General features: G+C 71.6%; 28 protein-coding genes. 23 read left to right on the top strand and 5 right to left on the bottom strand.

The window, feature by feature from the left end:
- Positions 1-177: 177 nt before the first annotated feature.
- The 3 genes from EHO50_RS08010 to EHO50_RS08000 all read left to right on the top strand — a co-directional run bounded on the left by EHO50_RS08010 (position 178) and on the right by EHO50_RS08000 (position 2,981).
- On the top strand, positions 178-1,152 hold the full coding sequence (locus EHO50_RS08010; protein WP_128429270.1) for an ABC transporter ATP-binding protein: 975 nt from the start codon (positions 178-180) through the stop codon (positions 1,150-1,152).
- A 157-nt stretch (positions 1,153-1,309) separates the two neighbouring features.
- A complete protein-coding gene (locus EHO50_RS08005) occupies positions 1,310-2,134 on the top strand; it encodes an ABC transporter permease (RefSeq protein WP_128429164.1) in 825 nt (274 codons plus the stop codon).
- Between the two features lie 34 nt (positions 2,135-2,168).
- Positions 2,169-2,981 carry a DUF2567 domain-containing protein gene (locus tag EHO50_RS08000; RefSeq protein ID WP_128429163.1) on the top strand — a complete coding sequence of 271 codons (813 nt, stop codon included), beginning with the start codon at positions 2,169-2,171 and terminating at the stop codon, positions 2,979-2,981.
- Between the two features lie 479 nt (positions 2,982-3,460).
- Here the strand turns inward: EHO50_RS08000 and ybaK are convergent, their stop codons facing one another.
- The 4 genes from ybaK to EHO50_RS07980 form a co-directional block, all read right to left on the bottom strand.
- Complete coding sequence (ybaK, locus tag EHO50_RS07995; protein WP_128429162.1) at positions 3,461-3,967, bottom strand: Cys-tRNA(Pro) deacylase; 507 nt, start codon at positions 3,965-3,967, stop codon at positions 3,461-3,463.
- A gap of 27 nt (positions 3,968-3,994) precedes the next feature.
- Complete coding sequence (locus tag EHO50_RS07990; RefSeq protein WP_128429161.1) at positions 3,995-4,732, bottom strand: LON peptidase substrate-binding domain-containing protein; 738 nt, start codon at positions 4,730-4,732, stop codon at positions 3,995-3,997.
- An 11-nt stretch (positions 4,733-4,743) separates the two neighbouring features.
- On the bottom strand, positions 4,744-5,778 hold the full coding sequence (locus tag EHO50_RS07985; RefSeq protein ID WP_128429160.1) for a hypothetical protein: 1,035 nt from the start codon (positions 5,776-5,778) through the stop codon (positions 4,744-4,746).
- A 134-nt stretch (positions 5,779-5,912) separates the two neighbouring features.
- Positions 5,913-7,502, bottom strand: coding sequence for an oxidoreductase (locus tag EHO50_RS07980; protein ID WP_128429159.1), 1,590 nt, complete (start codon positions 7,500-7,502; stop codon positions 5,913-5,915).
- A gap of 181 nt (positions 7,503-7,683) precedes the next feature.
- Here EHO50_RS07980 and hisD point away from each other — a divergent pair, with 181 nt between their 5' ends.
- From hisD to EHO50_RS07935, 10 genes are all read left to right on the top strand, one after another.
- A complete protein-coding gene (hisD, locus tag EHO50_RS07975; RefSeq protein ID WP_128429158.1) occupies positions 7,684-9,009 on the top strand; it encodes a histidinol dehydrogenase in 1,326 nt (441 codons plus the stop codon).
- Complete coding sequence (locus EHO50_RS07970) at positions 9,006-10,145, top strand: histidinol-phosphate transaminase (RefSeq protein WP_128429157.1); 1,140 nt, start codon at positions 9,006-9,008, stop codon at positions 10,143-10,145. The genes hisD and EHO50_RS07970 overlap by 4 nt, the downstream gene beginning before the upstream one ends.
- Entirely contained in the window at positions 10,142-10,735 is a 594-nt protein-coding gene (hisB, locus tag EHO50_RS07965) for an imidazoleglycerol-phosphate dehydratase HisB (RefSeq protein WP_026246354.1), read from the top strand. The genes EHO50_RS07970 and hisB overlap by 4 nt, the downstream gene beginning before the upstream one ends.
- On the top strand, positions 10,732-10,896 hold the full coding sequence (locus EHO50_RS43920; RefSeq protein WP_164904784.1) for a hypothetical protein: 165 nt from the start codon (positions 10,732-10,734) through the stop codon (positions 10,894-10,896). Before hisB ends, EHO50_RS43920 begins: the two co-directional genes overlap by 4 nt.
- Positions 10,896-11,540: an imidazole glycerol phosphate synthase subunit HisH gene (gene hisH, locus EHO50_RS07960; protein ID WP_128429156.1), complete on the top strand. Its 645-nt coding sequence runs from the start codon at positions 10,896-10,898 to the stop codon at positions 11,538-11,540. The genes EHO50_RS43920 and hisH overlap by 1 nt, the downstream gene beginning before the upstream one ends.
- Before the next feature lie 4 nt (positions 11,541-11,544).
- Positions 11,545-12,270: a bifunctional 1-(5-phosphoribosyl)-5-((5-phosphoribosylamino)methylideneamino)imidazole-4-carboxamide isomerase/phosphoribosylanthranilate isomerase PriA gene (gene priA, locus EHO50_RS07955; protein WP_128429155.1), complete on the top strand. Its 726-nt coding sequence runs from the start codon at positions 11,545-11,547 to the stop codon at positions 12,268-12,270.
- Positions 12,267-12,665: a RidA family protein gene (locus EHO50_RS07950; protein WP_128429154.1), complete on the top strand. Its 399-nt coding sequence runs from the start codon at positions 12,267-12,269 to the stop codon at positions 12,663-12,665. The genes priA and EHO50_RS07950 overlap by 4 nt, the downstream gene beginning before the upstream one ends.
- Entirely contained in the window at positions 12,662-13,417 is a 756-nt protein-coding gene (gene hisF, locus EHO50_RS07945) for an imidazole glycerol phosphate synthase subunit HisF (RefSeq protein WP_128429153.1), read from the top strand. The genes EHO50_RS07950 and hisF overlap by 4 nt, the downstream gene beginning before the upstream one ends.
- Positions 13,418-13,541: 124 nt before the next feature.
- Positions 13,542-14,132, top strand: coding sequence for an ArsR/SmtB family transcription factor (locus EHO50_RS07940; RefSeq protein ID WP_128429152.1), 591 nt, complete (start codon positions 13,542-13,544; stop codon positions 14,130-14,132).
- Between the two features lie 10 nt (positions 14,133-14,142).
- Positions 14,143-15,399 (top strand): MFS transporter, encoded by a 1,257-nt coding sequence (locus EHO50_RS07935; protein ID WP_128429151.1) that lies wholly within the window; start codon positions 14,143-14,145, stop codon positions 15,397-15,399.
- Positions 15,400-15,403: 4 nt separating this feature from the next.
- Here the strand turns inward: EHO50_RS07935 and EHO50_RS07930 are convergent, their stop codons facing one another.
- Positions 15,404-16,039, bottom strand: a complete 636-nt coding sequence (locus EHO50_RS07930) for a TIGR03085 family metal-binding protein (RefSeq protein WP_128429150.1) — start codon at positions 16,037-16,039, stop codon at positions 15,404-15,406.
- A 74-nt stretch (positions 16,040-16,113) separates the two neighbouring features.
- Here EHO50_RS07930 and hisI point away from each other — a divergent pair, with 74 nt between their 5' ends.
- From hisI to EHO50_RS07880, 10 genes are all read left to right on the top strand, one after another.
- Entirely contained in the window at positions 16,114-16,524 is a 411-nt protein-coding gene (hisI, locus tag EHO50_RS07925) for a phosphoribosyl-AMP cyclohydrolase (RefSeq protein WP_128429149.1), read from the top strand.
- A gap of 11 nt (positions 16,525-16,535) precedes the next feature.
- Entirely contained in the window at positions 16,536-18,023 is a 1,488-nt protein-coding gene (locus EHO50_RS07920) for an anthranilate synthase component I (RefSeq protein WP_128429148.1), read from the top strand.
- A 59-nt stretch (positions 18,024-18,082) separates the two neighbouring features.
- Positions 18,083-18,724, top strand: coding sequence for a TIGR02234 family membrane protein (locus EHO50_RS07915; protein WP_128429147.1), 642 nt, complete (start codon positions 18,083-18,085; stop codon positions 18,722-18,724).
- Positions 18,725-18,947: 223 nt separating this feature from the next.
- Complete coding sequence (locus EHO50_RS07910) at positions 18,948-19,199, top strand: HGxxPAAW family protein (protein WP_128429146.1); 252 nt, start codon at positions 18,948-18,950, stop codon at positions 19,197-19,199.
- A gap of 90 nt (positions 19,200-19,289) precedes the next feature.
- Entirely contained in the window at positions 19,290-19,730 is a 441-nt protein-coding gene (locus tag EHO50_RS07905) for a DUF2752 domain-containing protein (protein ID WP_128429145.1), read from the top strand.
- A gap of 135 nt (positions 19,731-19,865) precedes the next feature.
- Positions 19,866-20,675 carry an indole-3-glycerol phosphate synthase TrpC gene (trpC, locus tag EHO50_RS07900; protein ID WP_128429144.1) on the top strand — a complete coding sequence of 270 codons (810 nt, stop codon included), beginning with the start codon at positions 19,866-19,868 and terminating at the stop codon, positions 20,673-20,675.
- A 22-nt stretch (positions 20,676-20,697) separates the two neighbouring features.
- Positions 20,698-20,925, top strand: a complete 228-nt coding sequence (gene trpM / locus EHO50_RS45960) for a tryptophan biosynthesis modulator TrpM (protein WP_128429143.1) — start codon at positions 20,698-20,700, stop codon at positions 20,923-20,925.
- A 53-nt stretch (positions 20,926-20,978) separates the two neighbouring features.
- Positions 20,979-22,265, top strand: coding sequence for a tryptophan synthase subunit beta (gene trpB, locus EHO50_RS07890; RefSeq protein WP_128429142.1), 1,287 nt, complete (start codon positions 20,979-20,981; stop codon positions 22,263-22,265).
- Complete coding sequence (trpA, locus tag EHO50_RS07885; protein ID WP_128429141.1) at positions 22,262-23,080, top strand: tryptophan synthase subunit alpha; 819 nt, start codon at positions 22,262-22,264, stop codon at positions 23,078-23,080. Before trpB ends, trpA begins: the two co-directional genes overlap by 4 nt.
- A 120-nt stretch (positions 23,081-23,200) precedes the next feature.
- Positions 23,201-23,974, top strand: a complete 774-nt coding sequence (locus tag EHO50_RS07880) for a DsbA family protein (protein WP_164904783.1) — start codon at positions 23,201-23,203, stop codon at positions 23,972-23,974.
- Positions 23,975-24,063: the final 89 nt, after the last annotated feature.

The following is a 24,063-nucleotide window of genomic DNA, read 5'->3' as shown; positions in this document are numbered from 1 at the left end:
CGTCGTCGGGGTTGAGTGCCGTTGCGGCGGATTTGGGGTCAGCGGCGGATTTCTTACGGCGAGCTGGTGGTTTGTGTCGAGTGGCCGACCCGAGGACGGAAGCGGGGCCCGGACCCCTTAGGCTCGTCCCTTGTGAGTACGCGCGTGGGACAGGCACTTCGGCACGGTGGGGATGTCGTGTGTGCCGTGCGCGGGCTGACCAAGACCTATCCGGCCGTACGAGCGCGGCGCGGGGCGCCCGGAACGCCCGAGGTGCGGGCCACCGACGACGTACGGCTGGACATCCGGCGCGGCGAGATCTTCGGGCTGCTCGGCCCGAACGGCGCCGGCAAGACCACCCTCGTACGACAGCTCACCGGGCTGATGCGGCCCGACACCGGCAGCGTGGAGATCCTCGGGCACGACATCGTGCGGCATCCGGAGCGGGCCGCACGCATCCTCGCCTACCTCGGGCAGGAGTCGACCGCCCTCGACGAGCTGACCGTGTCCCTCGCCGCCGAGACGACCGGGCGGCTGCGCGGCCTGGACGTGCGCCAGGCGCGGGCCGAGCGGGACGCCGTACTCGACGAGCTGGGCCTCGGGCCGCTCGCCGGGCGGCCGATCAAGAAGCTGTCCGGCGGACAGCGCCGACTGGCCTGCTTCGCCGCCACGCTGGTGGGGGAGCGGCCGCTGCTCGTGCTCGACGAGCCGACGACCGCGATGGACCCGGTGGCGCGGCGAGCCGTGTGGTCGGCCGTGGACCGGCGGCGGGCCGAGCGCGGTACGACCGTGCTGCTCGTCACCCACAACGTCATCGAGGCCGAGACCGTGCTCGACCGGGTCGCGGTGCTCGACCGGGGCAGCGTGATCGCCTGTGACACACCGTCCGGGCTCAAGGAGCGGGTCGCGGGCGAGGTACGCGTCGAGCTGCTGTGGCGGGACCGGGCGCCCCTGGACGTGCCCGAGGTCGCCGCGCTGCAGGACCGGGTCGTGGAGTCCGGGCGCCGCTGGACGCTGCGGCTCGCCCCCGAGGAGGCCCGCGCGGTGGTCGCCACCGTCACCGGCGGGGCCGCGTTCGCCGCGCTGGACGACTTCACGCTCGCCACGCCCAGCCTGGAGGACGTGTACCTGGCACTGGGCGGGGCCGCACAGCAGGGGCTGGTGAAGGCATGAGCGCGCAGGCTGCCGTGGTCGGCTTCGGCGTACAAAGCGGCGTAGCCGGCTCGGACACGCGGAACGTACTCGCCGCCTTGAGTACGTACAGCGTCGTATCCGTACGGAACAGGGCCACCTCCCCAGTGAACGCCCGTGTGAAAGGGAGCAGCGCCACGTGAGTGTCGTACCCGCCGAGGTTCTGCCGGGCAGCGCCCTGGCCGTGGACGAGACGGACCGTCCGGCCGCGGCCGAGCTCGGGCCGCGCGCGCGGCTGTGGCCGGCGCTGTGCGCCGTGTACCGGGCGCAGCTGTCCCGGGCCCGGGTCGCGCGCATCCCGCTGCTGTTCGTCGCGACCTTCCAGTCGATCGGGATCATGATCCTGATGCGTGGGGTCGTGGACGGCGGGGCCGAGGCGCAGGCCGTGGTGGCCGGGTCGGCGGTGCTCGTGGTCGCCTTCGTCGCGCTGAACCTGCTCGCGCAGTACTTCGGACAGCTGCGGGCCAGCGGCGGGCTCGACCACTACGCCACGCTGCCGGTGCCGCCCGCCGCCGTGGTGCTCGGGGCGGCGGGGGCGTACGCGTCCTTCACCGTGCCGGGGACCGTGGTGACGGCGCTCTTCGGGTGCGTGCTGTTCGGGTTGCCGGTGGCGCATCTGTGGGTGCTCGTCGCGGTGATCCCGTTGGCCGGGGCCGCGCTCGCCGGGCTCGGGGCGGCGCTCGGGCTGCTCGCGCCGCGACCCGAACTGGCCACGCTGCTCGGGCAGTTGGGGATGTCCGCGGCGCTGCTGCTGGGGGTGCTGCCGGCCGACCGGATGCCGGAGGTGGTGCGGTTCGCGCGGGATCTGCTGCCGTCGACGTACGGCGTGGAGGCTTTTGCGCGGACCTTCGGACCGCACCCCGACTGGGCCTTCGTGCTCGGTGACCTCGCCGTGTGCGGGATGGTGGGCGTCGTCTCGCTGGCCGTCGCCACCTGGGCGTACCGCCGGGCTGCCGTCCGGTGACGCGCCGCACAGGTCGGCCTGGCACGATGGCAGGGTGACCGCTCCGCTGACTCCTCCACCCCCGCCGCGTGACCAGTCCCCGAACAACGGGTGGCCGCCGCCCGCCGCCGGGCACGCGGGTTCCGCGCCGCGTGGTGCCGTGTACGGGGCCCCGCCCGGGGCGCATGGCCCACACGGCCCACACGGCCCACAAGGTCCACACGGCCCACAAGGTCCACATGACTCTCACGGCGCGTACGGCATATATGGCTCGTACGAACAGGACGGTCCTGGGATGAAGACCGAAGTGCGAGAGGCCGCCGTGGTCGCGGTGGTGGTGGCGCTCTTCGGAGCGCTGCTCGGGGTGCTGTGGTGGTGGCTGGCACCGAGCGTGCCGCTGGTCGGGGACGTCGTCGACAAGAGCTGGGTCGTCTACTTCAACGACACCGAGGGGGAGCAGGCGGTCGGGGTGGACGGAACGTTCACTCTGCTCGCGCTGACGTTCGGGCTGGTGAGTGCGGTTGCCGTCTTTCTCTGGCGGCGGCGTGGGGGTGTGCCGCTGGTGGTGGCGCTGGCCGTCGGGGGGTTTCTCGGGTCGTTGCTGGCCTGGCGGGTCGGGGTGTGGCTCGGGCCTGCGGAGGATGTGATCGCCCATGCGAAGGAAGTGGGCAAGGGGGTTACGTTCTCGGCGCCGCTGAAGCTGGGGGCCAAGGGGGCGTGGCTGGCGTGGCCGTTGGCGGCGTTGGTGGTGCATCTCGGGTTGACGGCGTTGTTCGGGCCTCGGGATGTGGAGCCGTATCTGCAGCTTCCGGAGGCGCATCAGCAGCCGGGGGCGGGGGCGGGGCCGTATGGGGCGCCGCCGGCGTAGGGCTTCGGTGGGTGGGTGGTTGCGCCGAGGGTTTTCGCCCCCGCCGCCCCTACCCTTCCCGTCCTCCAGGGGCTGCCGCCCCTTCGACCCCGCTCCCTGGGGGCCTGCGGCCCCCAGACCCCCGCTTCGGCCCTGAAGGGGCCTCGTCCTCAAACGCCGGACGGGCTGAATTGACTGGGCCGGCGTCCAGAAGCGAAGCCCCGGACGGGCGGAAATGCCGGGACGGCGTCGAGAGGTGAAGCCCCCTGCGGGTGGGTGGGGGATCGGGATGGCGGAGCTCGTCCTCGAACGCCGGACGGGCTGAATTGACTGGGCCGGCGTCCAGAAGTGCAGCCCCGTTGGTGGCGGGTGAAAGCTCGGTCTCTATGCCGGGCGGCTGCCGTGGTTCGAGCGGCCCTTCTTGGTGCGCCACTTGCGTTTTCGTGTTTTCTTCGACATGTCCCTCGTACTTAACCGAGGAGACCGGGTTCGTCGAGGGGTCACGCACGCCCGATGGGGGCCAGGGTCGCGTTCGTGAGCTTGGTGAGGTCGTCGGGGGTGAGTTCGACCTCCAGGCCGCGGCGGCCCGCCGAGATGCAGATCGTGGGGTGGGTGGAGGCCGAGGCGTCCAGGACGGTCGGGAGTTTCTTGCGCTGGCCCAAGGGGGAGATGCCGCCCCGGACGTAGCCCGTGGTGCGTTCGGCCAGGGCGGGGTCGGCCATTGCGGCGCGCTTGCCGCCGACAGCCGCCGCCAGGGCCTTGAGGTCCAGCTGGCCCGCCACCGGGACGACCGCCACAGTGAGGGTGCCGTCCACGTCTGCCACGAGTGTCTTGAAGACACGGTCCGGGGAGACGCCCATGGCCTGCGCCGCCTCCTCGCCGTAGGACGGGTGGGAGGGGTCGTGGTCGTAGGCGTGGATCGTGTAGGCGACGCCCGCGGCCGACAGCGCCACTGTCGCGGGGGTGCCGCCCGCTTGTTGCTGGTTCTTCTTCGACTTCTTCGCCATGTGGCCGGGTTCCCCAGTGTGCGTGCGTCAGTTGAGGCTCGTCGGGCCGCGCGTCAGGTCCGACGCCGGCAGTGACGGCAGCGTACGGATGATCGAGGTCTCGGAGCGAAGGAGTTTCAGTTCGTCGCGCAGGCGGGACGCGGTGTCCGGAGCCTGAAGCAGGCGCTGCTTCGTCGGGGTGTCCAGCATCATCGCGGCCGCCACCAGGTAGGAGACGACCGAGGGCTGGTCCGGGAGCTCGGCCGTGGTGGACAGGGAGCGTTCACGGGCGCCCGCCAGGCGCTTCTGGTACTGGCGGAACGCGCGCAGCACCCCTTCGGCCAGGGCTCCCGCCTCGTCGCCCGGCTCCTCCGGCAGTTCCTCCAGCTCCGCCGTCAGGAACGGGCCCGAGGCGTCCACCGAGAGCAGGCGTACCCGCGTCGTTCCCGTCGCCAGCACCTCGAAGGTGCCGTCGGCCCGCTCCCGGATCGTCGCAGCGTCGGCCACACAGCCCACCCCGTGGAAGGCCTTGATCGGGTCGGCGCCGAAGCCCGCCGCGGGGCCGCGCTCGGGGATGGACGTGGGGTCCGGCATGCCGGGGGCGCTCTGGGCCACCTCGTGGCCGTCACGGATCGCCACGACGGCGAAACGGCGCGGTTCCTCCTCGGGGGTCTTCAGCAGATCGCGCATCATGGCGCGATAGCGCTCCTCGAAGACGTTCAGCGGCAGCACGAGCCCCGGGAACAGCACCGAGTTCAGGGGGAAGAGCGGAAGGCGGACGGTCACGGCGCCAAAGCCTAGTGGTCGCCGGAGTGAACGCGTCCGGCGTGCCCACTTCGTGGATGACCGGCGCCCCCGCTCCGGGGCGGAGCGGAGGTCGTCCGCTGCCGTACTTCGTCGCGCACCTCCAGGAACCGGCCCAGCGGATCGTCCGACAACCGGCTCCACGGGAAGGAGGTGGCGTACGGGCCGATCAGGCGCAGTTGCTCCAGGGCGTCCTCCCAGCGGCCCAGCTGTACCAGGACGTACGTCAGCTTGTTGCGGATCGCGGCGGGCCAGAGATCGGCGGCCGGGAACCGGGCGGAGAGCGCGATCGCCCGGTCGGCCGCCGCGTCCAGTCGATCCGGCGACACGCCCGGGCCGCAGCCGTCGTTCAGGTAGGCGAGGACGGCCCGGGTCGGCAGCGCCTGCACGAGGGAGTCGGCCGGGGCGTCCTGCGCGGCCCGGTCGGCGAAGTCCAGGCACTCCCGGTGGGAGCCGTGCCAGGACGAGGCGAGGTAGCGCAGGGCGGCGACATGGCAGCCGTAGTGGAGCGGGGCGCGGCGCAGTGCCGCCTCCCACAGCTCTCCGAAGTACGTGTGCCCGGCGCGTGAGCCGCGCGCGTGGTCCAGTGCGATCCGCCACGGCACCGGGTCGCGGGCGTCGGCGCGGGCGGCGGCGGTGATCAGCGGGCTCACCCCGCGCAGCAGCTCGGCCCGGGCAGGGGACTGCCAGGCGCGGTCCACCGCCAGCTGGGCCCGGACCAGCAGCGCGTCCGGATCGTTCGGGGCGGCCGCGGACCAGGCCTCCAGCCACTCCGGCCGTGAGCGTGCGAAGGCGGCCAGGCGCAGCGCGTACCCGTCGCGGTACTCCCACTGCGCGTTCAGCCGGGTGGCGCCGAGCAACTCGGCGGCGGCCTCGTACGCGCCCCGCCCGGCCGCGACCAGCGCGGGTCCGAGGCGGTCGTCGGGCGCGTCGAGGAGCACCTCGGCGTCGGCGGGGAGACCGACGGCGGGGTGTTCTACGGTCCTTGCCGGCCGGGACGCGCGGCCGAACGGGAGCGGCAGAGCCATGGTGACACCCTTTTGCGCCTAAACCGGCGCCGCTCTCGCGGACCGAGTTCTCGCCGTTGTGGTTGCTCAATTTAATGGTTGCGGTCTAGAGACGACCCGCGAGCGGTGATGGTTGTACGCGTTCGCGTGGCGGGTCAGCTCCGCCGCAGCGTTCGTGTCGCCCCCGCCGCCACCGTCGTGGCCAGGATCCAGCCCAGCAGGATCATCGCCGCGGCCAGCCACTGCCAGCCGCCGCTCAGCTGCCAGAAGCCGACCTGGCCCAGGTCGATGACCGGAAGCAGCAGGTCGAGGGCGAACAGGGCCGGATTCCACGTCGGATGCTCGCTGCCCTTGATCGGGGGATGGTCGGCGTAGGCGAAGGCCACCGAACTCGCCGCCCACAGCACCGCCATCCACACCGCGGCGCGGCCCGGCCGATAGCCGTAGGCGACCATCCAGTCCTGCGCGTACCCCCACAGCTTGGCCGCGGGCGGCAGCGTCTCGCGGCGCCGGCGCTGCTTGGCGAGCAGCACCTCGCGCGCGTCCTCGTCCTCACCGCCGTTGCGCAAAACGGCGGCCAGTCGCTCGTACGGCTCCGGGTTGTACTCGGCGGTCGCGGCGGCCACCCACTCCAGCCGTCGCTCCAGCGGGAACGGGCCGCGCGGCACGAGGTTCTCGTAGCTGAAGCCGCCCATGTGCAGCAGACCTGGGCCCGGCCAGGCGTCGGCCCGGTCCATCAGGTTGACGACCCGCGCCCCCGACAGCACCACCCGGCCGCGTTCCGGCCGCTCCCCGAGGAAGCGCAGCTCGGGCGTCTGGATGCGGCGCAGGGACAGTTCCTGCTCGTCGCTGAAGGTGAACCGGGCCCGCTCCAGGTCGACCGCGTCCCCGAACCGCCCGTCGTCCAGCCGGACGCCGCCCTGGCACGCGAACCGCTGGATGCGCGTCCCGCGCGCGGGTGTACGGCCGCTCAGCAGTGGACTGCCGACGCCCGCCGGGGTCAGATACAGCGTGCGCCCGACGGTCAGCTGGGGGGCGTTCAGCGCGAGCCGGGTGTACGGGTTGACCAGCCGCGCGCCCCGCAGGCTCAGCGACACGCCGATGGTGGCGCCGCGCAGACTCAGCTCGCCGTGCGACTCCAGCATCTCGGCCTGCAGGTCCTGGCCGACGCTGATGCCGTCCGCGGCGATCGAGCGGCCGCTGCGGTCGCGGTAGACGATCGCCTGGTTGAGCAGCAGATCCGTGCCGATCTGCGCGTCGGTGAGCCGGATGCCGCCCTGGAAGCGGCAGCGCGGCAGATGCAGGTCACCCTCGGTGTGCACCCGGGCCGCCTCCAGCCGCGGCACCGCACAGTCCACCAGCCGCACGGTCGTGAAGCGGGCCTCCGGCAGCCGGATCTCCTGGTCGAAGCGGCAGCCGCGCATCTCCACGTACGGCACCACCGTGCCGCCCGCGAGGTCCATCGTGTCGCTGATCCGCACGCCGACGAGCTTCAGCGACGACACCCGGCCCGCGAGGGCGGGCGGTCCGTCCAGCAGCAGCCAGCAGATGATCCGCGCGCGTACCGTCCGCTCGTCTCCCCAGGGATGCCCGCCGTGCGGATCGTCGACGACCGTGTCGCCGCTGCTCAGGTCGTACACGCTGCCGTTGCGGAAGGCCTGCCACATGCCGAGTTCGGCGGCGGTCAGGTCGTTCGGCAGGTCGTCCGGCAGGTCTCCGTCACGGAGGCCGGCACCTTCGGTCACGTTTCGCCCATCCCCCTCATCTACTCATGGGTTCGTACAACTGTTCATGCCCGCTGAGTGACACCACGAACGCCAGACGTGACGATGATCTTCCGGGTTCCCGTGGGATCTTCGGAGGGATCTGTATCAGCCATTGATACGCGCGAACGACGCCGAACCCTGGTCTGAGAGAATTGAGCCCGTGATCTCCCGAATCGATCTGCGCGGCGACGCCCTTCCCGAGGGCCCCGCCCTGCGCGACCTGCTGCCCCGAGCCGACTTCGACGTTCAGGCCGCCCTGGAGAAGGTGCGTCCGATCTGCGAGGCCGTGCATCATCGGGGCGACGCGGCGCTGATCGACTTCGCGGAGAAGTTCGACGGGGTGCGCCTGGAGTCGGTGCGGGTCCCGGCGGAGGCTTTGGAAAAGGCCCTCGCGGAGCTCGACCCCGCCGTGCGCGCGGCACTGGAGGAGTCCATCCGCCGCGCCCGTCTCGTCCACCGCGAGCAGCGCCGTACGACGCACACCACGCAGGTCGTGCCCGGCGGCTCGGTCACCGAGAAGTGGGTGCCGGTCGACCGGGTCGGGCTCTACGCGCCCGGTGGCCGGTCGGTCTACCCGTCGTCCGTGATCATGAACGTCGTCCCGGCCCAGGAGGCCGGCGTCGAGTCGATCGCCCTCGCCTCACCTGCCCAGGCCGAGTTCGGCGGTCTGCCGCACCCGACGATCCTCGCCGCGTGCGCGCTGCTCGGCGTCGACGAGGTGTACGCCGCCGGCGGCGCCACGGCCGTCGCTATGTTCGCGTACGGCACCGAGTCCTGCCCGCCCGCCAACATGGTCACCGGCCCCGGCAACATCTGGGTCGCCGCCGCCAAGCGCTACTTCACCGGCAAGATCGGCATCGACGCCGAGGCGGGCCCGACCGAGATCGCGATCCTGGCCGACTCCACCGCCGACCCGGTGCATGTCGCCGCCGACCTGATCAGCCAGGCCGAGCACGACCCGCTCGCCGCCGCCGTCCTCGTCACCGACTCCGTCGAACTCGCGGACGCGGTGGAGAAGGAGCTGGAGCCGCAGGTCGCGGCCAGCAAGCACATCGACGACCGGATCGTCCCGGCCCTGGGGGGCAGGCAGTCCGCGATCGTCCTGGTCGACGGGGTCGACGAGGGGCTCAGGGTCGTCGACGCGTACGGCGCCGAGCACCTGGAGATCCAGACGGCCGACGCGGCCGCCGTGGCCGACCGGGTGCGCAACGCCGGCGCGATCTTCATCGGCCCATGGGCGCCGGTCTCACTCGGCGACTACGCCGCCGGGTCCAACCACGTGCTGCCGACCGGCGGCTGCGCCTGCCACTCCTCCGGCCTGTCCGTCCAGTCCTTCCTGCGCGGCATCCACATCGTCGACTACACGAAGGACGCGCTGGCGGACGTGGCGCATCACGTGGTCACGCTGGCGGAGGCGGAGGACCTGCCCGCGCACGGCGCGGCGATCAAGGCAAGGTTCGGGTGGAAGGTACCGACGAGCAAGTGAACTTCGGAATCGACGATCTCCCCGTACGGGACGAGCTGCGCGGCAAGTCCCCTTATGGCGCGCCCCAACTCGACGTACCCGTACGGCTGAACACCAACGAGAACCCCTACCCGCTGCCCGAGCCGCTGGTCGAGCGGATCGCCGAGCGGGTGCGCGAGGCGGCCCGGAACCTCAACCGCTACCCGGACCGGGACGCGGTCGAGCTGCGCACCCAGCTCGCCAAGTACCTCACCGACACCTCCGGCCACGAGGTCGGTCTGGCCAACGTCTGGGCCGCCAACGGCTCCAACGAGGTCATCCAGCAGCTGCTGCAGACCTTCGGCGGACCGGGCCGTACGGCCATCGGCTTCGAGCCGTCGTACTCGATGCACGGCCTCATCTCGCGCGGCACCGGCACGGGCTGGATCTCCGGCCCGCGCAACGAGGACTTCACCATCGACCTCGCCGCCGCCGAGAAGGCTATCGCCGAGCACCGGCCGGACATCGTGTTCATCACCACGCCCAACAACCCCACGGGCACCGCGGTCCCGCCGGAGACCGTCCTCGCGCTGTACGAGGCCGCGCAGGCGGCCAAGCCGTCGATGGTCGTGGTCGACGAGGCGTACATCGAGTTCAGCCACGGCGACTCGCTGCTGCCGCTGATCGAAGGCCGGCCGAATCTCGTCGTCTCCCGGACGATGTCGAAGGCCTTCGGCGCGGCCGGCCTGCGCCTCGGCTATCTCGCCGCGCACCCGGCGGTCGTGGACGCCGTCCAGCTCGTACGGCTGCCGTACCACCTCTCGGCCGTCACCCAGGCGACCGCCCTGGCCGCCCTGGAGCACACCGACACGCTGCTGAAGTACGTCGAGCAGCTGAAGGCGGAGCGGGACCGGCTGGTCACCGAGCTGCTGGCGATCGGCTACGAGGTGACCGCGTCGGACGCCAACTTCGTACAGTTCGGGCGTTTCGACGACAGCCACGCCGTCTGGCAGAAGATCCTCGACCGGGGCGTCCTGGTCCGGGACAACGGCGTGCCGGGCTGGCTGCGCGTGACCGCGGGAACCCCCGAAGAGAACGACGCGTTCCTCGACGCGGTCCGTGAGTTGCAGTGTCTTGTGGGGGACGTCCCCACGCCCCCGAAGGAGCAGAGCGCATGAGCCGCGTAGGCCGCATAGAGCGGGTGACGAAGGAGACCTCGGTCCTCGTCGAGATCGACCTCGACGGGTCCGGGAAAGTCGATGTGTCGACCGGTGTCGGGTTCTACGACCACATGCTCGACCAGCTCGGCCGCCACGGCCTGTTCGACCTCACGGTCAAGACCGAGGGCGACCTGCACATCGACTCGCACCACACCATCGAGGACACCGCCCTCGCGCTGGGCGCCGCCTTCAAGCAGGCGCTCGGCGACAAGGTGGGGATCTACCGCTTCGGCAACTGCACGGTCCCGCTGGACGAGTCCCTCGCCCAGGTCACCGTCGACCTGTCCGGCCGCCCGTACCTCGTGCACACCGAGCCCGAGAAGATGGCGCCGATGATCGGCGAGTACGACACGACGATGACCCGGCACATCCTGGAGTCCTTCGTCGCCCAGGCCCAGATCGCGCTGCACGTGCACGTGCCGTACGGGCGCAACGCCCACCACATCGTGGAGTGCCAGTTCAAGGCGCTGGCCCGGGCCCTGCGGTACGCGTCCGAGCGCGACCCGCGCGCGGCCGGCATCCTGCCCTCCACGAAGGGCGCGCTGTGAACGGCCTTTCCACGGTCCTGATCGTCGTCGGCCTCTTCCTCGTCGGCGGGATCATCTCCTTCGCGAAGCAGCAGATGCCGAGAAGCCTGATCGTGCTGCTCTCGATCGGCGCCTCGATGTGTCTCGTCGCGGGCATCCTGAGGCTGGAGGTGTGGAACTGATGAGCACCGTCTCGAAGAAGGTCGTCGTCTTCGACTACGGCTTCGGCAACGTCCGCTCCGCCGAACGCGCCCTCGCGCGCGCGGGAGCCGACGTCGAGATCACCCGCGACTTCGACAAAGCCATGAACGCCGACGGCCTGCTGGTGCCCGGCGTCGGCGCCTTCGCGGCCTGTATGCAGGGCCTGAAGGAGGCGCGCGGCGACTGGGTCGTCGAGCGGCGGCTGTCCGGTGGGCGCCCGGTGATGGGCATCTGCGTCGGTATGCAGATCCTGTTCGCGCGGGGCATCGAGCACGGCGTCGAGACCGAGGGCCTCGGCGAGTGGCCCGGCTCGGTCGAGCCGCTCCAGGCCGACATCGTGCCCCACATGGGCTGGAACACCGTGGACGTGGCGCCCGGCACCGAGCTGTTCTCCGGCCTGGACGCGGACGCGCGCTTCTACTTCGTGCACTCCTACGCCGTCCACGACTGGACCCTGGAGACCGAGAACCCGCTGATGACAGCCCCGATGGTCACCTGGTCGACGCACGGCAAGCCCTTCGTGGCCGCCGTCGAGAACGGCGCCCTGTGGGCCACGCAGTTCCACCCCGAGAAGTCCGGCGACGCCGGAGCGCAGCTGCTCACCAACTGGATCGGAACCCTGTAGAGACATGGCCAAGCTCGAACTCCTCCCCGCCGTCGACGTCCGTGACGGCCAGGCCGTCCGCCTCGTGCACGGCGAGTCCGGCACCGAGACGTCCTACGGCTCCCCGCTGGAGGCCGCCCTGGCGTGGCAGCGGTCGGGCGCCGAGTGGCTGCACCTGGTCGACCTGGACGCCGCCTTCGGCACCGGCGACAACCGGGAGCTGATCGCCGAGGTCGCGAAGGCGATGGACATCAAGGTCGAGCTGTCCGGCGGCATCCGCGACGACGCCTCGCTGGCCGCCGCGCTCGCCACCGGCTGCACGCGCGTGAACCTCGGTACGGCCGCCCTGGAGACCCCCAAGTGGGTCGCCAAGGTCATCGCCGAGCACGGCGACAAGATCGCGGTGGGCCTGGACGTACGGGGCACCACGCTCCGCGGCCGCGGCTGGACCCGTGACGGCGGCGACCTCTACGAGACGCTGGAGCGCCTCAACAACGAGGGCTGCGCCCGCTACGTCGTCACGGACATCGCCAAGGACGGCACGCTCCAGGGCCCGAACCTGGAGCTGCTGCGCAACGTCTGCGCGGCGACGGACCGCCCGGTCGTCGCCTCCGGCGGCGTCTCCTCCCTGGACGACCTGCGGGCCATCGCCGAGCTGGTGCCGCTCGGTGTCGAGGGCTCCATCGTCGGGAAGGCCCTGTACGCGAAGGCGTTCACCCTGGAAGAGGCCCTGGAGGCGGTAGCCGAGTGAGCGGCGTACGACGCGTCACGACGGGCGCGCCGTGGGAGGACGCCTTCGGCTACTCCCGGGCGGTCGAGCTACCGAACGGTCTGGTGCTGGTCTCCGGCTGTACGTCCATAGTGGACGGCCAGATCGCCGGAGGCGGTCCGTACGAGCAGACGGTCAACGCCTTCAGCGTCGCGTTCGCGGCGTTGGAGCAGGTGGGCCTCGGCCGCGACGACGTCGTACGTACGCGCATGTACATCACCCACGCCCGGGACGTGGACGAGGTCGGACGCGCTCACAAGGAGCTGTTCGACTCCGTCCGGCCCGCCACATCCATGATCATCGTCTCCGGCTTCGTGGACCCCAGCCTGGTCGTCGAGGTCGAGGTGGAGGCGTACCGAGAGGCACCCCAGTCATGACCCTGGCCGTACGAGTCATCCCCTGCCTGGACGTGGACAACGGCCGGGTCGTCAAGGGCGTCAACTTCCAGAACCTGCGCGACGCGGGCGACCCCGTCGAGATGGCCAAGGTGTACGACGCCGAGGGCGCCGACGAGCTGACGTTCCTGGACATCACCGCCTCGTCGGGCAACCGCGAGACCACGTACGACGTGGTGCGCCGTACGGCCGAGCAGGTGTTCATCCCGCTGACGGTCGGCGGCGGCGTCCGCACGGCCGAAGACGTGGACAAGCTGCTGCGCGCGGGCGCGGACAAGGTGGGCGTCAACACCGCCGCCATCGCCCGCCCCGACCTGATCCGCGAGATCGCCGAGCGCTTCGGCCGGCAGGTGCTGGTGCTGTCGGTCGACGCGCGGCGCACTCCTGAGGGCACCTTCGAGGTCACCACCCACGGTGGCCGCAAGGGCACCGGCATCGACGCCGTCGAGTGGGCGCACCGGGCCGCCGAGCTGGGCGCGGGCGAGATCCTGCTCAACTCGATGGACGCGGACGGCACGAAGGACGGCTACGACATCGAGATGATCGAGGCCGTACGCAAGCACGTGACGGTTCCGGTGATCGCGTCCGGCGGCGCCGGCAAGCTCGCCGACTTCGCTCCGGCCGTCGAGGCGGGGGCGGACGCGGTGCTCGCGGCCTCCGTGTTCCACTTCGGGGATCTGCGGATCGGCGAGGTGAAGCAGGCGTTGCGGGAGGCGGGTCACCCCGTCCGCTGACACCTGACACCGGGCTGCGCCCCGGTCGCGCTCGAAGCGGCCGGGGCTTTCTCGTGGGCAGACGCGAAAGGGAAATTGCGCAAAATATATTGTGCAACTTTCCTTTTGTATCTACGGTGGGGACATGGCAGGCAGCGAAAGAGACCGCCGGATCACGGACCTGGGCACCCTCAAGGCGCTCGCCCATCCGCTGCGGATGAACCTTCTGCGAGGGCTGACGATCGCCCGGGTCGCCACCGCCTCACAGCTCGCCGAGCAGGTCGACGAGGCGGTCTCACTGGTCAGTTACCACCTGCGCAAGCTCGCCGAGCACGGGCTCATCGAGGAGGCCGAGCCGCAGAGCGCGGACGGCCGCGAGCGGTGGTGGCGGCCCGCCTCGGACGGCGTGAGCATCCGCGACGAGGACTTCCGCGACGCCCCGGAGAAGGCGGCCGCGCACACGGCCGCGAGCAGGCTCTTCGCCGAGCAGCGCACGGACATGTACCGACGCTGGCTCGACGAGCGGGCCCACTGGGGCCCCGAGTGGAACCGGGCGGCCGAGTCCTCCGAGTCCAACCTGCGTCTCACGGCGGACGAACTGACCGAGCTGAACAAGGAGTTGCTCGCCCTGCTCCGCCGGTACGACGAGCAGGGCCGCGCCGCCGACGCCGCAGGAGACACCGAGGGGCGCGAGAACGTCGCGCTGCACACGTACGCCTTCCCGTTCCGGACCTGAGAGGACCGACGTGCCTTCGACGCTCACCGCCCCAGAGGCCACGCCCGTCGCGGAGCGCCCCGCCCACCGCGACCCCAACGTACGGCGCTGGCTCGCCGCCTACACCTCCTCGATGATCGGCGACAGCGTCTACTACATCGCCCTGTCCTGGGCGGCCGTACAGGCCGGTTCGCCGTCCCAGGCCGGAGTGGTCATGGCGGTGAGCGCCGTGCCGCGGGCGCTGCTGATGCTGGGCGGGGGAGTGATCGCCGACCGGCTCGGGCCGCGCAAGGTCGTCATCGGCAGCGACGTGGTGCGGTGCGCGGCCGTCCTCGCGGTGGCCGGGCTGCTGTTCTCCACCACCCCCGGCCTGTGGCCGCTGGCCGCGCTCGCCCTGGTCTTCGGCACCGTCGACGCCGTGTTCATGCCGGCGGTGGGCGCGCTCCCCGCGCGCGTGACGACACGCGACCAGCTCGCGCGCGTGCAGGGCATGCGGGGCCTCGGGATCCGCTTCGCGAGCGTCGTCGGCGGTCCGCTCGGCGGTCTCGGGGTCGCGGTCGGGGGTGCGGCGGCCGCGTTCGGCCTCGCCGGGCTGCTCATCGCGGTGTCGGTGCCGCTGCTGATCTCCGTGCGGGTGCGGGAGCTGCCCGCCGACGACAAGGCCGCCGCGCAGGGCGGCACCGCCTGGCGCGATCTGGTGGCCGGCCTCGGCTACATCCGCCGCCACCGGGTGCTCGCTCCGCTGATGCTGGCCATCGCCCTCGGCGACCTCGGGTTCGTCGGCCCGCTCAACGTCGGTCTGACGCTGCTCGCCGACGAGCGGGGCTGGGGCGCCTCCGGGATGGGCTGGGTGCTCGCCGGTTTCGGCGTCGGCGCGGGTGCCGCGTCCCTGCTGCTGACCGTACGCGGAAGACTGCCGCACGCCGGGCAGGTGGCGGGGTGCACGATCCTCGCCGGGTCGGTCGCGATCGGCGCCCTGGCCTTCGTGCCCGGCGTGGTCGCCGCCGTCGGGGTCGCCCTGCTCATCGGACTGCTCGCCGGGCTCAGCGGCGCCATGTGCGGCGCCCTGCTGCAGACCCAGGCCGACGCCGCCTACCTGGGCCGCGTCACCGCCGTCTCCGGGCTGGTCAGCCTCGGTTTCGCGCCGCTCAGCATGCCCCTGTCCGCCGCTGCCATCGGCGCTTGGGGCACCGGCCCGGTCTTCGTGGTCAGCGCGGCGGTGTGCGGGCTGGGCGGAGTGATCGCCCTGTGCGTGCCCGGTCTGCGCCGCGCCGAACTCCCGAAGTGACCTCTCAGATCCCCAGCTGCTTGCCCTCATGCAGCTTGGCGATCGCGTCCTTGTCGCCGTCCAGGTCGACCTTGGCGGCGCTCTGGCGGCCGTAGGAGAACATCAGCAGCTCCGACGGCTCGCCGGTCACCGTGACGACCGGCGTGCCCCGGTGGGCGACCGCCGTCTGGCCGTCGGGGCGGCGCAGCACCAGGCCCGTGGGTGCGCTGCGGCCCATCAGACGGGCGGAGCGCTCCAGGCGCGACCAGAGGGCGTCCTGGAACACCGGGTCGAGTTCGCGCGGCGTCCAGTCCGGCTGGGCGCGGCGGACGTCCTCCGTGTGGACGTAGAACTCGATCGTGTTCGACGCCTCGTCGATCTGCTTGAGCTGGAAGGGCGAGAAGCGTGGCGGGCCGGTGCGGATGAGCTGGATCAGCTCCTCGTACGGCTTCGCCGCGAACTCCTCCATCGCCTTGTCCAGGCGTGGCGCGAGCGGCTTGATCAGGATGCCGGCGGCAGCGTCGGGGCGGCGCTCGCGCACCACCACGTGCGCGGCGAGATCACGGGTCGTCCAGCCCTCGCAGAGGGTGGGGGCGTCCGGGCCCTCGGCCTCCAAGAGGTCGGCCAGGAGAAGTCGTTCACGCTTGGCGAAGGTCGACATGCAGTCAGCCTACGACCACGTACGAGGTCCGCCCAATGGACGGTCACCCAGGGTTGTCAGTGGCGCGCGGCACAATGGCAGGCATGACCACGAGCACGCCCAGTCAGCCCAGTCGGCTGGACCCCGAGATCGCCGCGCGCCTCAAGCGCAGCGCGGACGGGCTCCTGCCCGCCATCGCCCAGCAGTACGACACCGGAGAGGTGCTCATGCTCGGCTGGATGGACGACGAGGCGTTGCATCGCACGCTCACCACCGGCCGCTGCACCTACTGGTCGCGCAGCCGCCAGGAGTACTGGGTCAAGGGCGACACCTCCGGCCACTTCCAGTGGGTCAAGTCCGTCGCCCTCGACTGCGACGCCGACACCGTGCTCGTCAAGGTCGACCAGGTCGGCGCCGCCTGCCACACCGGCGCGCGCACCTGCTTCGACGAGGACGTACTGCTCAAGGACGGCGCCGATTCCGGCGTACCGGCCACGGATCAGTAAGGTCAGCCGCCATGGACCTCGAGACGTTCCGCAAGCTGGCCACCGACCGCCGCGTCATTCCGGTCACCCGCAAGCTCCTCGCCGACGGCGACACCCCGGTCGCGCTGTACCGCAAGCTCGCCGCCGAGCGCCCCGGCACCTTCCTGCTGGAGTCCGCGGAGAACGGCAGGTCCTGGTCCCGCTACTCCTTCGTGGGCGTACGCTCCGCCGCGACCCTCACCGAGCGCGACGGGCAGGCCCACTGGCTCGGCTCCCCGCCCGTCGGCGTCCCCGTCGAGGGCGACCCGCTCGCCGCCCTGCGCGCCACCATCGAGGCCCTGCACACGCCCCGCGACCTCGCCCACGACCTGAACCTGCCCCCCTTCACCGGCGGCATGGTCGGCTATCTCGGCTACGACATCGTGCGCCGCCTGGAGAAGATCGGCCCCGGCGAGCGGGACGACTTGGGGCTGCCCGAGCTGACCATGCTGCTCACCAGTGACCTCGCCGTCATGGACCACTGGGAGGGCTCGGTCCTGCTGATCGCCAACGCGATCAACCACAACGACCTCGACACGGGTGTCGACGAGGCCTACGCGGACGCGATCGCCCGCCTCGACGCCATGCAGGCCGACCTCTCGCGCGCGGTGGCCCAGCCGCCGGCCGTGCTCCCGCCCTCCGAGCTCCCCGACTACACGGCCCTGTGGGGCGGCGAGGACTTCCAGGAGGCCGTCGAGGACATCAAGGAGCGCATCAGGGCCGGGGAAGCCTTCCAGGTGGTCCCCTCCCAGCGCTTCGAAACGCCGTGCACGGCAAGCGCGTTGGACGTCTACCGGGTGCTGCGGGCGACCAATCCCTCCCCGTACATGTACCTGTTCCGCTTCGACGGCTTCGACGTCGTCGGCTCCTCGCCGGAAGCCCTGGTGAAGGTCGAGGACGGGCAGGCGATGGTCCATCCCATCGCCGGGACGCGGTGGCGCGGCGCCACCCCGCAGGAGGACCAGGCCCTCGCCGACGAACTGCTCGCCGACCCCAAGGAGCGCGCCGAGCACCTCATGCTGGTCGACCTGGGCCGCAACGACCTGGGCCGGGTCTGCGAACCCGGCTCCGTCGAGGTCGTCGACTTCATGTCCATCGAGCGGTACTCCCATGTGATGCACATCGTCTCGACGGTGACGGGACGCGTGGCACCCGGCCGTACGGCCTTCGACGTCCTGACGGCCTGCTTCCCGGCCGGCACTCTCTCCGGCGCCCCCAAGCCCCGCGCGATGCAGATCATCGACGAACTCGAGCCGTCCAGGCGCGGGTTGTACGGCGGCTGCGTCGGCTACCTCGACTTCGCGGGCGACTCCGACACAGCCATCGCCATCCGCACGGCCCTGCTGCGCGACGGCACGGCGTACGTCCAGGCCGGCGCGGGCATCGTCGCCGACTCGGACCCGGTCGCCGAGGACACCGAGTGCCGCAACAAGGCGGCGGCGGTACTGCGGGCGGTACACACCGCGAACCGGCTCACGTGAACCCGGGTGGCCCTCTCACCCGAACCCCGGGTGACTGATCGTTCGGGGTTCGGGTGATAGTGGAGTACGTGACTGCTGTACCGCACCCCCGATCCGAAGCCCCCGGTTCCGCCCGGGCCGGCCGTATGAGTCTTGCCGTTGCCCTGCTGTGCGGCGCGCTCGGCGCGGCCGTCGCGCTGCTCTCCACCCGGCAGCGCTGGTCGGAGGGCACCGTGACGGTGGCCGGCGGCCCGTTCCCGCTGATCGCCAAGGGCAGCGACGTCACGGGCGTCCCCGCGGCCCTGGCCATAGTGGGGCTCGCCGCGCTCGTCGCCGTCTTCGCCGTCCGCCGGGCCGGCCGCTTCATGGTCGCCGGCCTGCTCGCGCTCTCCGGCGCCGGCACCGTGGCCGCGGCCCTGCTCGGCGCCTCCGACAGCTCCGCGCTGGACGAGAAGGCCGCGCAGGCCTCCGGCGACACCTCGGCCACCGTCCAGGCCCTCACCCACACCGCCTGGCCGTACGTCGCGGCCGTCGGCGGCGCCCTGATCCTGCTCGCCGGACTGCTGGCCCTGCGCTACGGCCGACTGTGGCCCGGGATGTCCGGCCGCTACGAGCGCGGCGGCACTCCCCGGCCGCGCCGCACGGCCCAGGCCGCCGACCCCGACCGGCCCGAGGAACTCTGGAAGGCCCTCGACCGGGGCGAGGACCCGACCGGCGCGTAGGCGCTCCGCTGGGGGCCGGTAATCAACCTGCGGGCCGTGGGGGCTGGTCGCGCCCACGCGGCGGTAGCCGCAAATCAAACAGAGCCCCGCGCCCCTCAGCGGCGTTGCAGCCCCCCGGCGGCGACTCGCGAGGGCTACCCCCGATCACCGCATGCTTACGCGTGCGGGACAATGGCAGCGAGCGTCAGGCTCGGACACGTACTTCAGCAACGAGGAGCAAGTAATGGCGGGCAGCAGCCACGGTCACACCCCGGCCGCCTGGACCGGTGTCACGATCGCCTTCATCGGTTTCTGCGTCTCGGGCGCCTTCATGGTGATGGCCCAGCCCGCGGGTTTCTGGGCCGGCCTGGTCGTCGTGGTCCTCGGCGGCGTCGTCGGCTGGATCATGAGCGCGATGGGCATGGGCCAGCCGAAGGACGCTCACAAGGCGCTGCTCATGACGCAGGAGCGCGAGGCGGCGGCCGTCGAGAGCTGAGCAGTCGCACGACTTCGCTGAGGGGCGACCCGGCACCGATGGGTGCCAGGGGGCGCCCCTCACGCGCGTTCGGGGCAAGGGGGGGGCACAATGCAGGGCGTGAACGCCGACAACCGGAGGCCGACCCGGTCCGGTGCCGTGCTGGGGCGACTGGCCGTGCCGGCGGGGGTGCTCGCGGCCGTCGTCGGTGCCTTCGCATACGTCGGCACCGTGGACCCGAACGAGCCCGGCCACTACCCCGCCTGCCCGCTCCTGCAGTACACCGGCATCTACTGCCCCGGCTGCGGCGGCCTGCGCAGTGCGCACGCGGTCGTCCACGGGGACTTCCTGACGGCGCTCCAGGACAACGCGATGGCTGTCGCCGGCTATGCGCTGTTCGCCGTCGTGTGGACCGTATGGGTGGTCCGTGCGGTGCGTGGGCGGCCGCTCAGGATCGATCCCGGGCCGGTGCAGCTGTGGACCGCGGGCGCGTTGCTGCTGGTCTTCACCGTTGTCCGGAACCTGCCCTTCGGTGGCTGGCTGCACCCTTGATCAACTGGAGAACGTCCAGGTAGTGGGACCGGCGTCAACCGGATGCGAGGCCTACGCCCTCCTCCGGATACCATCGCAGTGACCACAGTTTTCGTACCGCTTTCACAACCGACCGTCTGGAAGGGGGCCGCTCGCGTGAGTGTGCTCGACGAGATCATCGACGGAGTCCGTGCCGACCTCGCGGAGCGGCAGGCGCGCGTCAGCCTCGACGAGCTCAAGGAGCGCGCGGCGAAGGCCCCCGCCGCCAAGGACGGGGTCGCCGCGCTGAAGGGCGACGGCGTCAAGGTCATCTGTGAGGTCAAGCGCTCCAGCCCCTCCAAGGGCGCGCTGGCCGCGATCGCCGACCCGGCCGGACTCGCCGCGGACTACGAGGCGGGCGGCGCGGCCGTCATCTCCGTCCTGACGGAGCAGCGGCGCTTCGGCGGCTCGCTGGCCGACCTGGAGGCGGTCCGCGCGCGCGTGGACATCCCGGTCCTGCGCAAGGACTTCATCGTCACGTCGTACCAGCTGTGGGAGGCCCGGGCGTACGGCGCCGACCTCGCCCTGCTGATCGTCGCGGCCCTCGACCAGTCGGCGCTGGAGTCGCTGATCGAGCGTGCGGTGTCCATCGGCCTGACCCCGCTGGTGGAGGTGCACGACGAGGACGAGGTCGAGCGTGCCGTGGACGCGGGCGCGAAGATCATCGGTGTCAACGCGCGCAACCTGAAGACCCTGGAGGTCGACCGCGGGACGTTCGAGCGCGTCGCGCCCGAGATCCCCGCCGGCCTCGTCAAGGTCGCCGAGTCCGGCGTCCGCGGCCCGCACGACCTCATCGCGTACGCCAACGCCGGCGCCGACGCGGTCCTGGTGGGCGAGTCCCTGGTCACCGGCAAGGACCCGAAGACGGCGGTCGCCGACCTGGTGGCGGCGGGCGAGCACCCCGCATTGCGACACGGACGCGGCTGATCACCCGGTAAGCTGACCGACGATGACTCCGACGATCACCCCGGTGCCCAGGGACCCGTACGCCCGCCTCGCGCGCGGCTGCCGTCCCCGCGGCTGCCGTGCCCCCGCGCGCAGGGTGCACGGTCGTCGGGTCCGCTACGTGATCGGTGACGAACCTGGGCAGGTGAACGGCCGTCGATGGCAGCGCGCCCCTTGGGGGCGCGGGGAACTGCGCGACACGCCACAGTCGGCCTTCAGCCGACAGCGATAGCCCCGCCCCCACGGCGATTAGTGCATTCCACAAACTCACCGTGAGGTTTCCGCATGCCCAGCGACTTCTTCATCCCGGACCCGGAGGGTCAAGTCCCCAGCGCCGAAGGCTACTTCGGCGCGTTCGGCGGCAAGTTCATCCCGGAGGCCCTCGTCGCCGCCGTGGACGAGGTGGCCGTCGAGTACGACAAGGCCAAGCACGACCCCGAGTTCGCCCGCGAGCTCGACGACCTGCTGGTCAACTACACCGGCCGCCCCAGCTCCCTCACCGAGGTCCCCCGCTTCGCCGAACACGCCGGCGGCGCCCGCGTGTTCCTCAAGCGCGAGGACCTCAACCACACCGGCTCGCACAAGATCAACAACGTGCTCGGTCAGGCCCTGCTCACCAAGCGCATGGGCAAGACCCGGGTCATCGCCGAGACCGGTGCCGGCCAGCACGGCGTCGCGACGGCCACCGCCTGTGCGCTGTTCGGCCTCGAGTGCACCATCTACATGGGTGAGATCGACACCCAGCGCCAGGCCCTGAACGTGGCCCGGATGCGCATGCTCGGCGCCGAGGTCATCGCAGTGAAGTCCGGCAGCCGCACGCTCAAGGACGCCATCAACGAGGCGTTCCGCGACTGGGTGGCGAACGTCGACCACACCCACTACCTCTTCGGTACGGTCGCCGGCCCGCACCCCTTCCCCGCCATGGTCCGCGACTTCCACCGCGTGATCGGCGTCGAGGCGCGCCGCCAGCTCCTGGAGCGCGCCGGCCGCCTCCCCGACGCCGCGATCGCCTGCGTCGGCGGTGGCTCCAACGCCATCGGTCTCTTCCACGCCTTCATCCCCGACACGGACGTACGCCTCATCGGCTGTGAGCCCGCCGGGCACGGTGTCGAGACCGGTGAGCACGCGGCCACCCTGACCGTCGGCGAGCCCGGCATCCTGCACGGCTCCCGCTCCTACGTCCTGCAGGACGAGGAGGGCCAGATCACCGAGCCGTACTCGATCTCGGCCGGTCTGGACTACCCCGGCATCGGACCCGAGCACTCCTACCTCAAGGACAGCGGCCGCGGTGAGTACCGCGCGGTCACCGACGACGCGGCGATGCAGGCGCTGCGTCTGCTGTCCCGCACCGAGGGCATCATCCCGGCCATCGAGAGCGCCCACGCGCTCGCCGGTGCCCTGGAGGTCGGCCGCGAGCTGGGCAAGGACGGGCTGATCGTGGTCAACCTGTCCGGGCGCGGCGACAAGGACATGGACACGGCCGCACGCTACTTCGGCCTGTACGACACCGACGCCGAGGTCGCCGCCGACGCCAACGGCGGCGTGGCCGAGATCCAGGGGGACGCCAAGTGAGCGGGAACATCCAGCTGTTGACGGACACCCTCGCCGCCGCCAAGGCCGAGGGCCGCTCCGCCCTCATCGCCTACCTCCCGGCCGGGTTCCCGGCCGTGGACGGCGGCATCGAGGCGATCAAGGCCGCACTCGACGGGGGCGCGGACGTCGTGGAGGTCGGTCTGCCGCACAGCGACCCCGTCCTCGACGGGCCCGTCATCCAGACCGCCGACGACATCGCCCTGCGCGGCGGCGTCAAGATCGCGGATGTCATGCGTACGGTCCGCGAGGCCCACGAGGCCACCGGCAAGCCGATCCTCGTCATGACGTACTGGAACCCCATCGACCGCTACGGCGTCGAGCGCTTCACCGCCGAGCTGGCGGAGGCGGGCGGTGCGGGCTGCATCCTGCCCGACCTGCCCGTCCAGGAGTCGGCGCTGTGGAGGGAGCACGCCGAGAAGCACGGGCTCGCGACGGTCTTCGTCGTGGCGCCCAGCAGCAAGGACGAGCGGCTCGGGCAGATCACCGCGGCCGGCAGCGGGTTCGTCTACGCCGCCTCGCTGATGGGCGTCACCGGTACCCGTGAGTCCGTGGGCGTGCAGGCGCAGGACCTGGTCGAGCGCACCCGGGCCACCGGCACCGACCTGCCCGTCTGCGTCGGGCTCGGTGTCTCCAACGCCGCGCAGGCCGCCGAGGTCGCCGGCTTCGCCGACGGCGTGATCGTCGGCTCTGCCTTCGTCAAGCGGATGCTGGACGCGCCGGACGACGCGGCCGGCGTCGAGGCTGTGCGCACGCTCGCCGGCGAGCTGGCGAAGGGCGTGCGCGGACAGGCGTAGAAGGGGCCTTCCGCAGGTAGGAGACATCTTCAGAAGAAGGTCATTCCGTACGAGTCGCTCGAACGGGTGGACCTGAGGCCGGGGAGGCGCGCTGCGCCTCCCCGGTTCGTTTCTGCGGGTGTGAGCGAAAAGAATCGTGAGGGAAAGCGGACCGCCCGGGAGCGGCTGGCGGTCGAGCGTGAGAAGCAGAAGGCCGCCGACAAGCGGCGCCGTGCGCTGATCGTCGGCGCGAGCGTCGTCTGCGTGCTGGGACTCGCGGCGGTGATCGGAGTCGTCGCGGCGAACGCCGGCAAGGACAGCGGTGACTCGGCGGGGCCGGTGGTCGGCCCCTCGGGGGCGCAGGGCAAGGACGGGCTCGCGATCCCGGTGGGCGAGGCGAGCGCCAAGTCGACGCTCACTGTCTGGGAGGACTTCCGCTGCCCGGCCTGCAAGTCCTTCGAGGACGGGTACAGATCGACGATCCATGAGCTGACGGACTCCGGCAAGCTCAAGGTCGACTACCACCTGGCGACGATCATCGACGGCAACATGGGCGGCACCGGCTCCCGCAACGCCGCCAATGCCGCGGCCTGCGCCCAGGACGCCGGGAAGTTCACGCCGTACCACGACGTGCTGTACCAGAACCAGCCGCCCGAGGTCGACGACGCCTTCGCCAAGAACAGCAAGCTCCTGGAGCTCGCGGCCAAGGTCAAGGGCCTGGACACGCCTGCCTTCCGCAAGTGCGTCGAGGACGGCACGCACAACAGCTGGGTCAGCAAGTCCAACGAGGCGTTCCAGAAGGGCGGCTTCAGCGGCACGCCGACGGTGCTGTTGAACGGCAAGAACATCTACCAGGACCAGACGATGACGCCGGCGAAGCTGAAGCAGATGGTGGAGGAGGCCGCCAAGGGGTGACGCCGTGACGGGGCAGGGCCTGCTCAGGGCACTGCCCGTTATGGACCCGTAGCCGGGCTGCCTGCCATCGCTGCCGCCCGGCAGGGTAG

Source organism: Streptomyces cyaneus, from assembly GCF_004028635.1.
GTDB lineage: Bacteria > Actinomycetota > Actinomycetes > Streptomycetales > Streptomycetaceae > Streptomyces > Streptomyces cyaneus.
The sequence above is the reverse complement of the archived record's forward strand: the minus strand, read 5'-3'. Positions and strand labels throughout refer to the sequence as shown.

Excerpts from the sequence above, each read along its gene's own strand:
- ybaK (WP_128429162.1), bottom strand. The coding sequence starts at position 3,967 with ATGGCGAAGAAGTCGAAGAAGAACCAGCAACAAGCGGGCGGCACCCCC.
- EHO50_RS07985 (WP_128429160.1), bottom strand. The coding sequence starts at position 5,778 with ATGGCTCTGCCGCTCCCGTTCGGCCGCGCGTCCCGGCCGGCAAGGACC.
- hisB (WP_026246354.1), top strand. The coding sequence starts at position 10,142 with ATGAGCCGCGTAGGCCGCATAGAGCGGGTGACGAAGGAGACCTCGGTC.
- hisH (WP_128429156.1), top strand. The coding sequence starts at position 10,896 with ATGAGCACCGTCTCGAAGAAGGTCGTCGTCTTCGACTACGGCTTCGGC.
- priA (WP_128429155.1), top strand. The coding sequence starts at position 11,545 with ATGGCCAAGCTCGAACTCCTCCCCGCCGTCGACGTCCGTGACGGCCAG.
- hisF (WP_128429153.1), top strand. The coding sequence starts at position 12,662 with ATGACCCTGGCCGTACGAGTCATCCCCTGCCTGGACGTGGACAACGGC.
- EHO50_RS07940 (WP_128429152.1), top strand. The coding sequence starts at position 13,542 with ATGGCAGGCAGCGAAAGAGACCGCCGGATCACGGACCTGGGCACCCTC.
- EHO50_RS07930 (WP_128429150.1), bottom strand. The coding sequence starts at position 16,039 with ATGTCGACCTTCGCCAAGCGTGAACGACTTCTCCTGGCCGACCTCTTG.
- hisI (WP_128429149.1), top strand. The coding sequence starts at position 16,114 with ATGGCAGGCATGACCACGAGCACGCCCAGTCAGCCCAGTCGGCTGGAC.
- EHO50_RS07920 (WP_128429148.1), top strand. The coding sequence starts at position 16,536 with ATGGACCTCGAGACGTTCCGCAAGCTGGCCACCGACCGCCGCGTCATT.
- EHO50_RS07910 (WP_128429146.1), top strand. The coding sequence starts at position 18,948 with ATGGCGGGCAGCAGCCACGGTCACACCCCGGCCGCCTGGACCGGTGTC.
- EHO50_RS07905 (WP_128429145.1), top strand. The coding sequence starts at position 19,290 with ATGCAGGGCGTGAACGCCGACAACCGGAGGCCGACCCGGTCCGGTGCC.
- trpM (WP_128429143.1), top strand. The coding sequence starts at position 20,698 with ATGACTCCGACGATCACCCCGGTGCCCAGGGACCCGTACGCCCGCCTC.
- trpB (WP_128429142.1), top strand. The coding sequence starts at position 20,979 with ATGCCCAGCGACTTCTTCATCCCGGACCCGGAGGGTCAAGTCCCCAGC.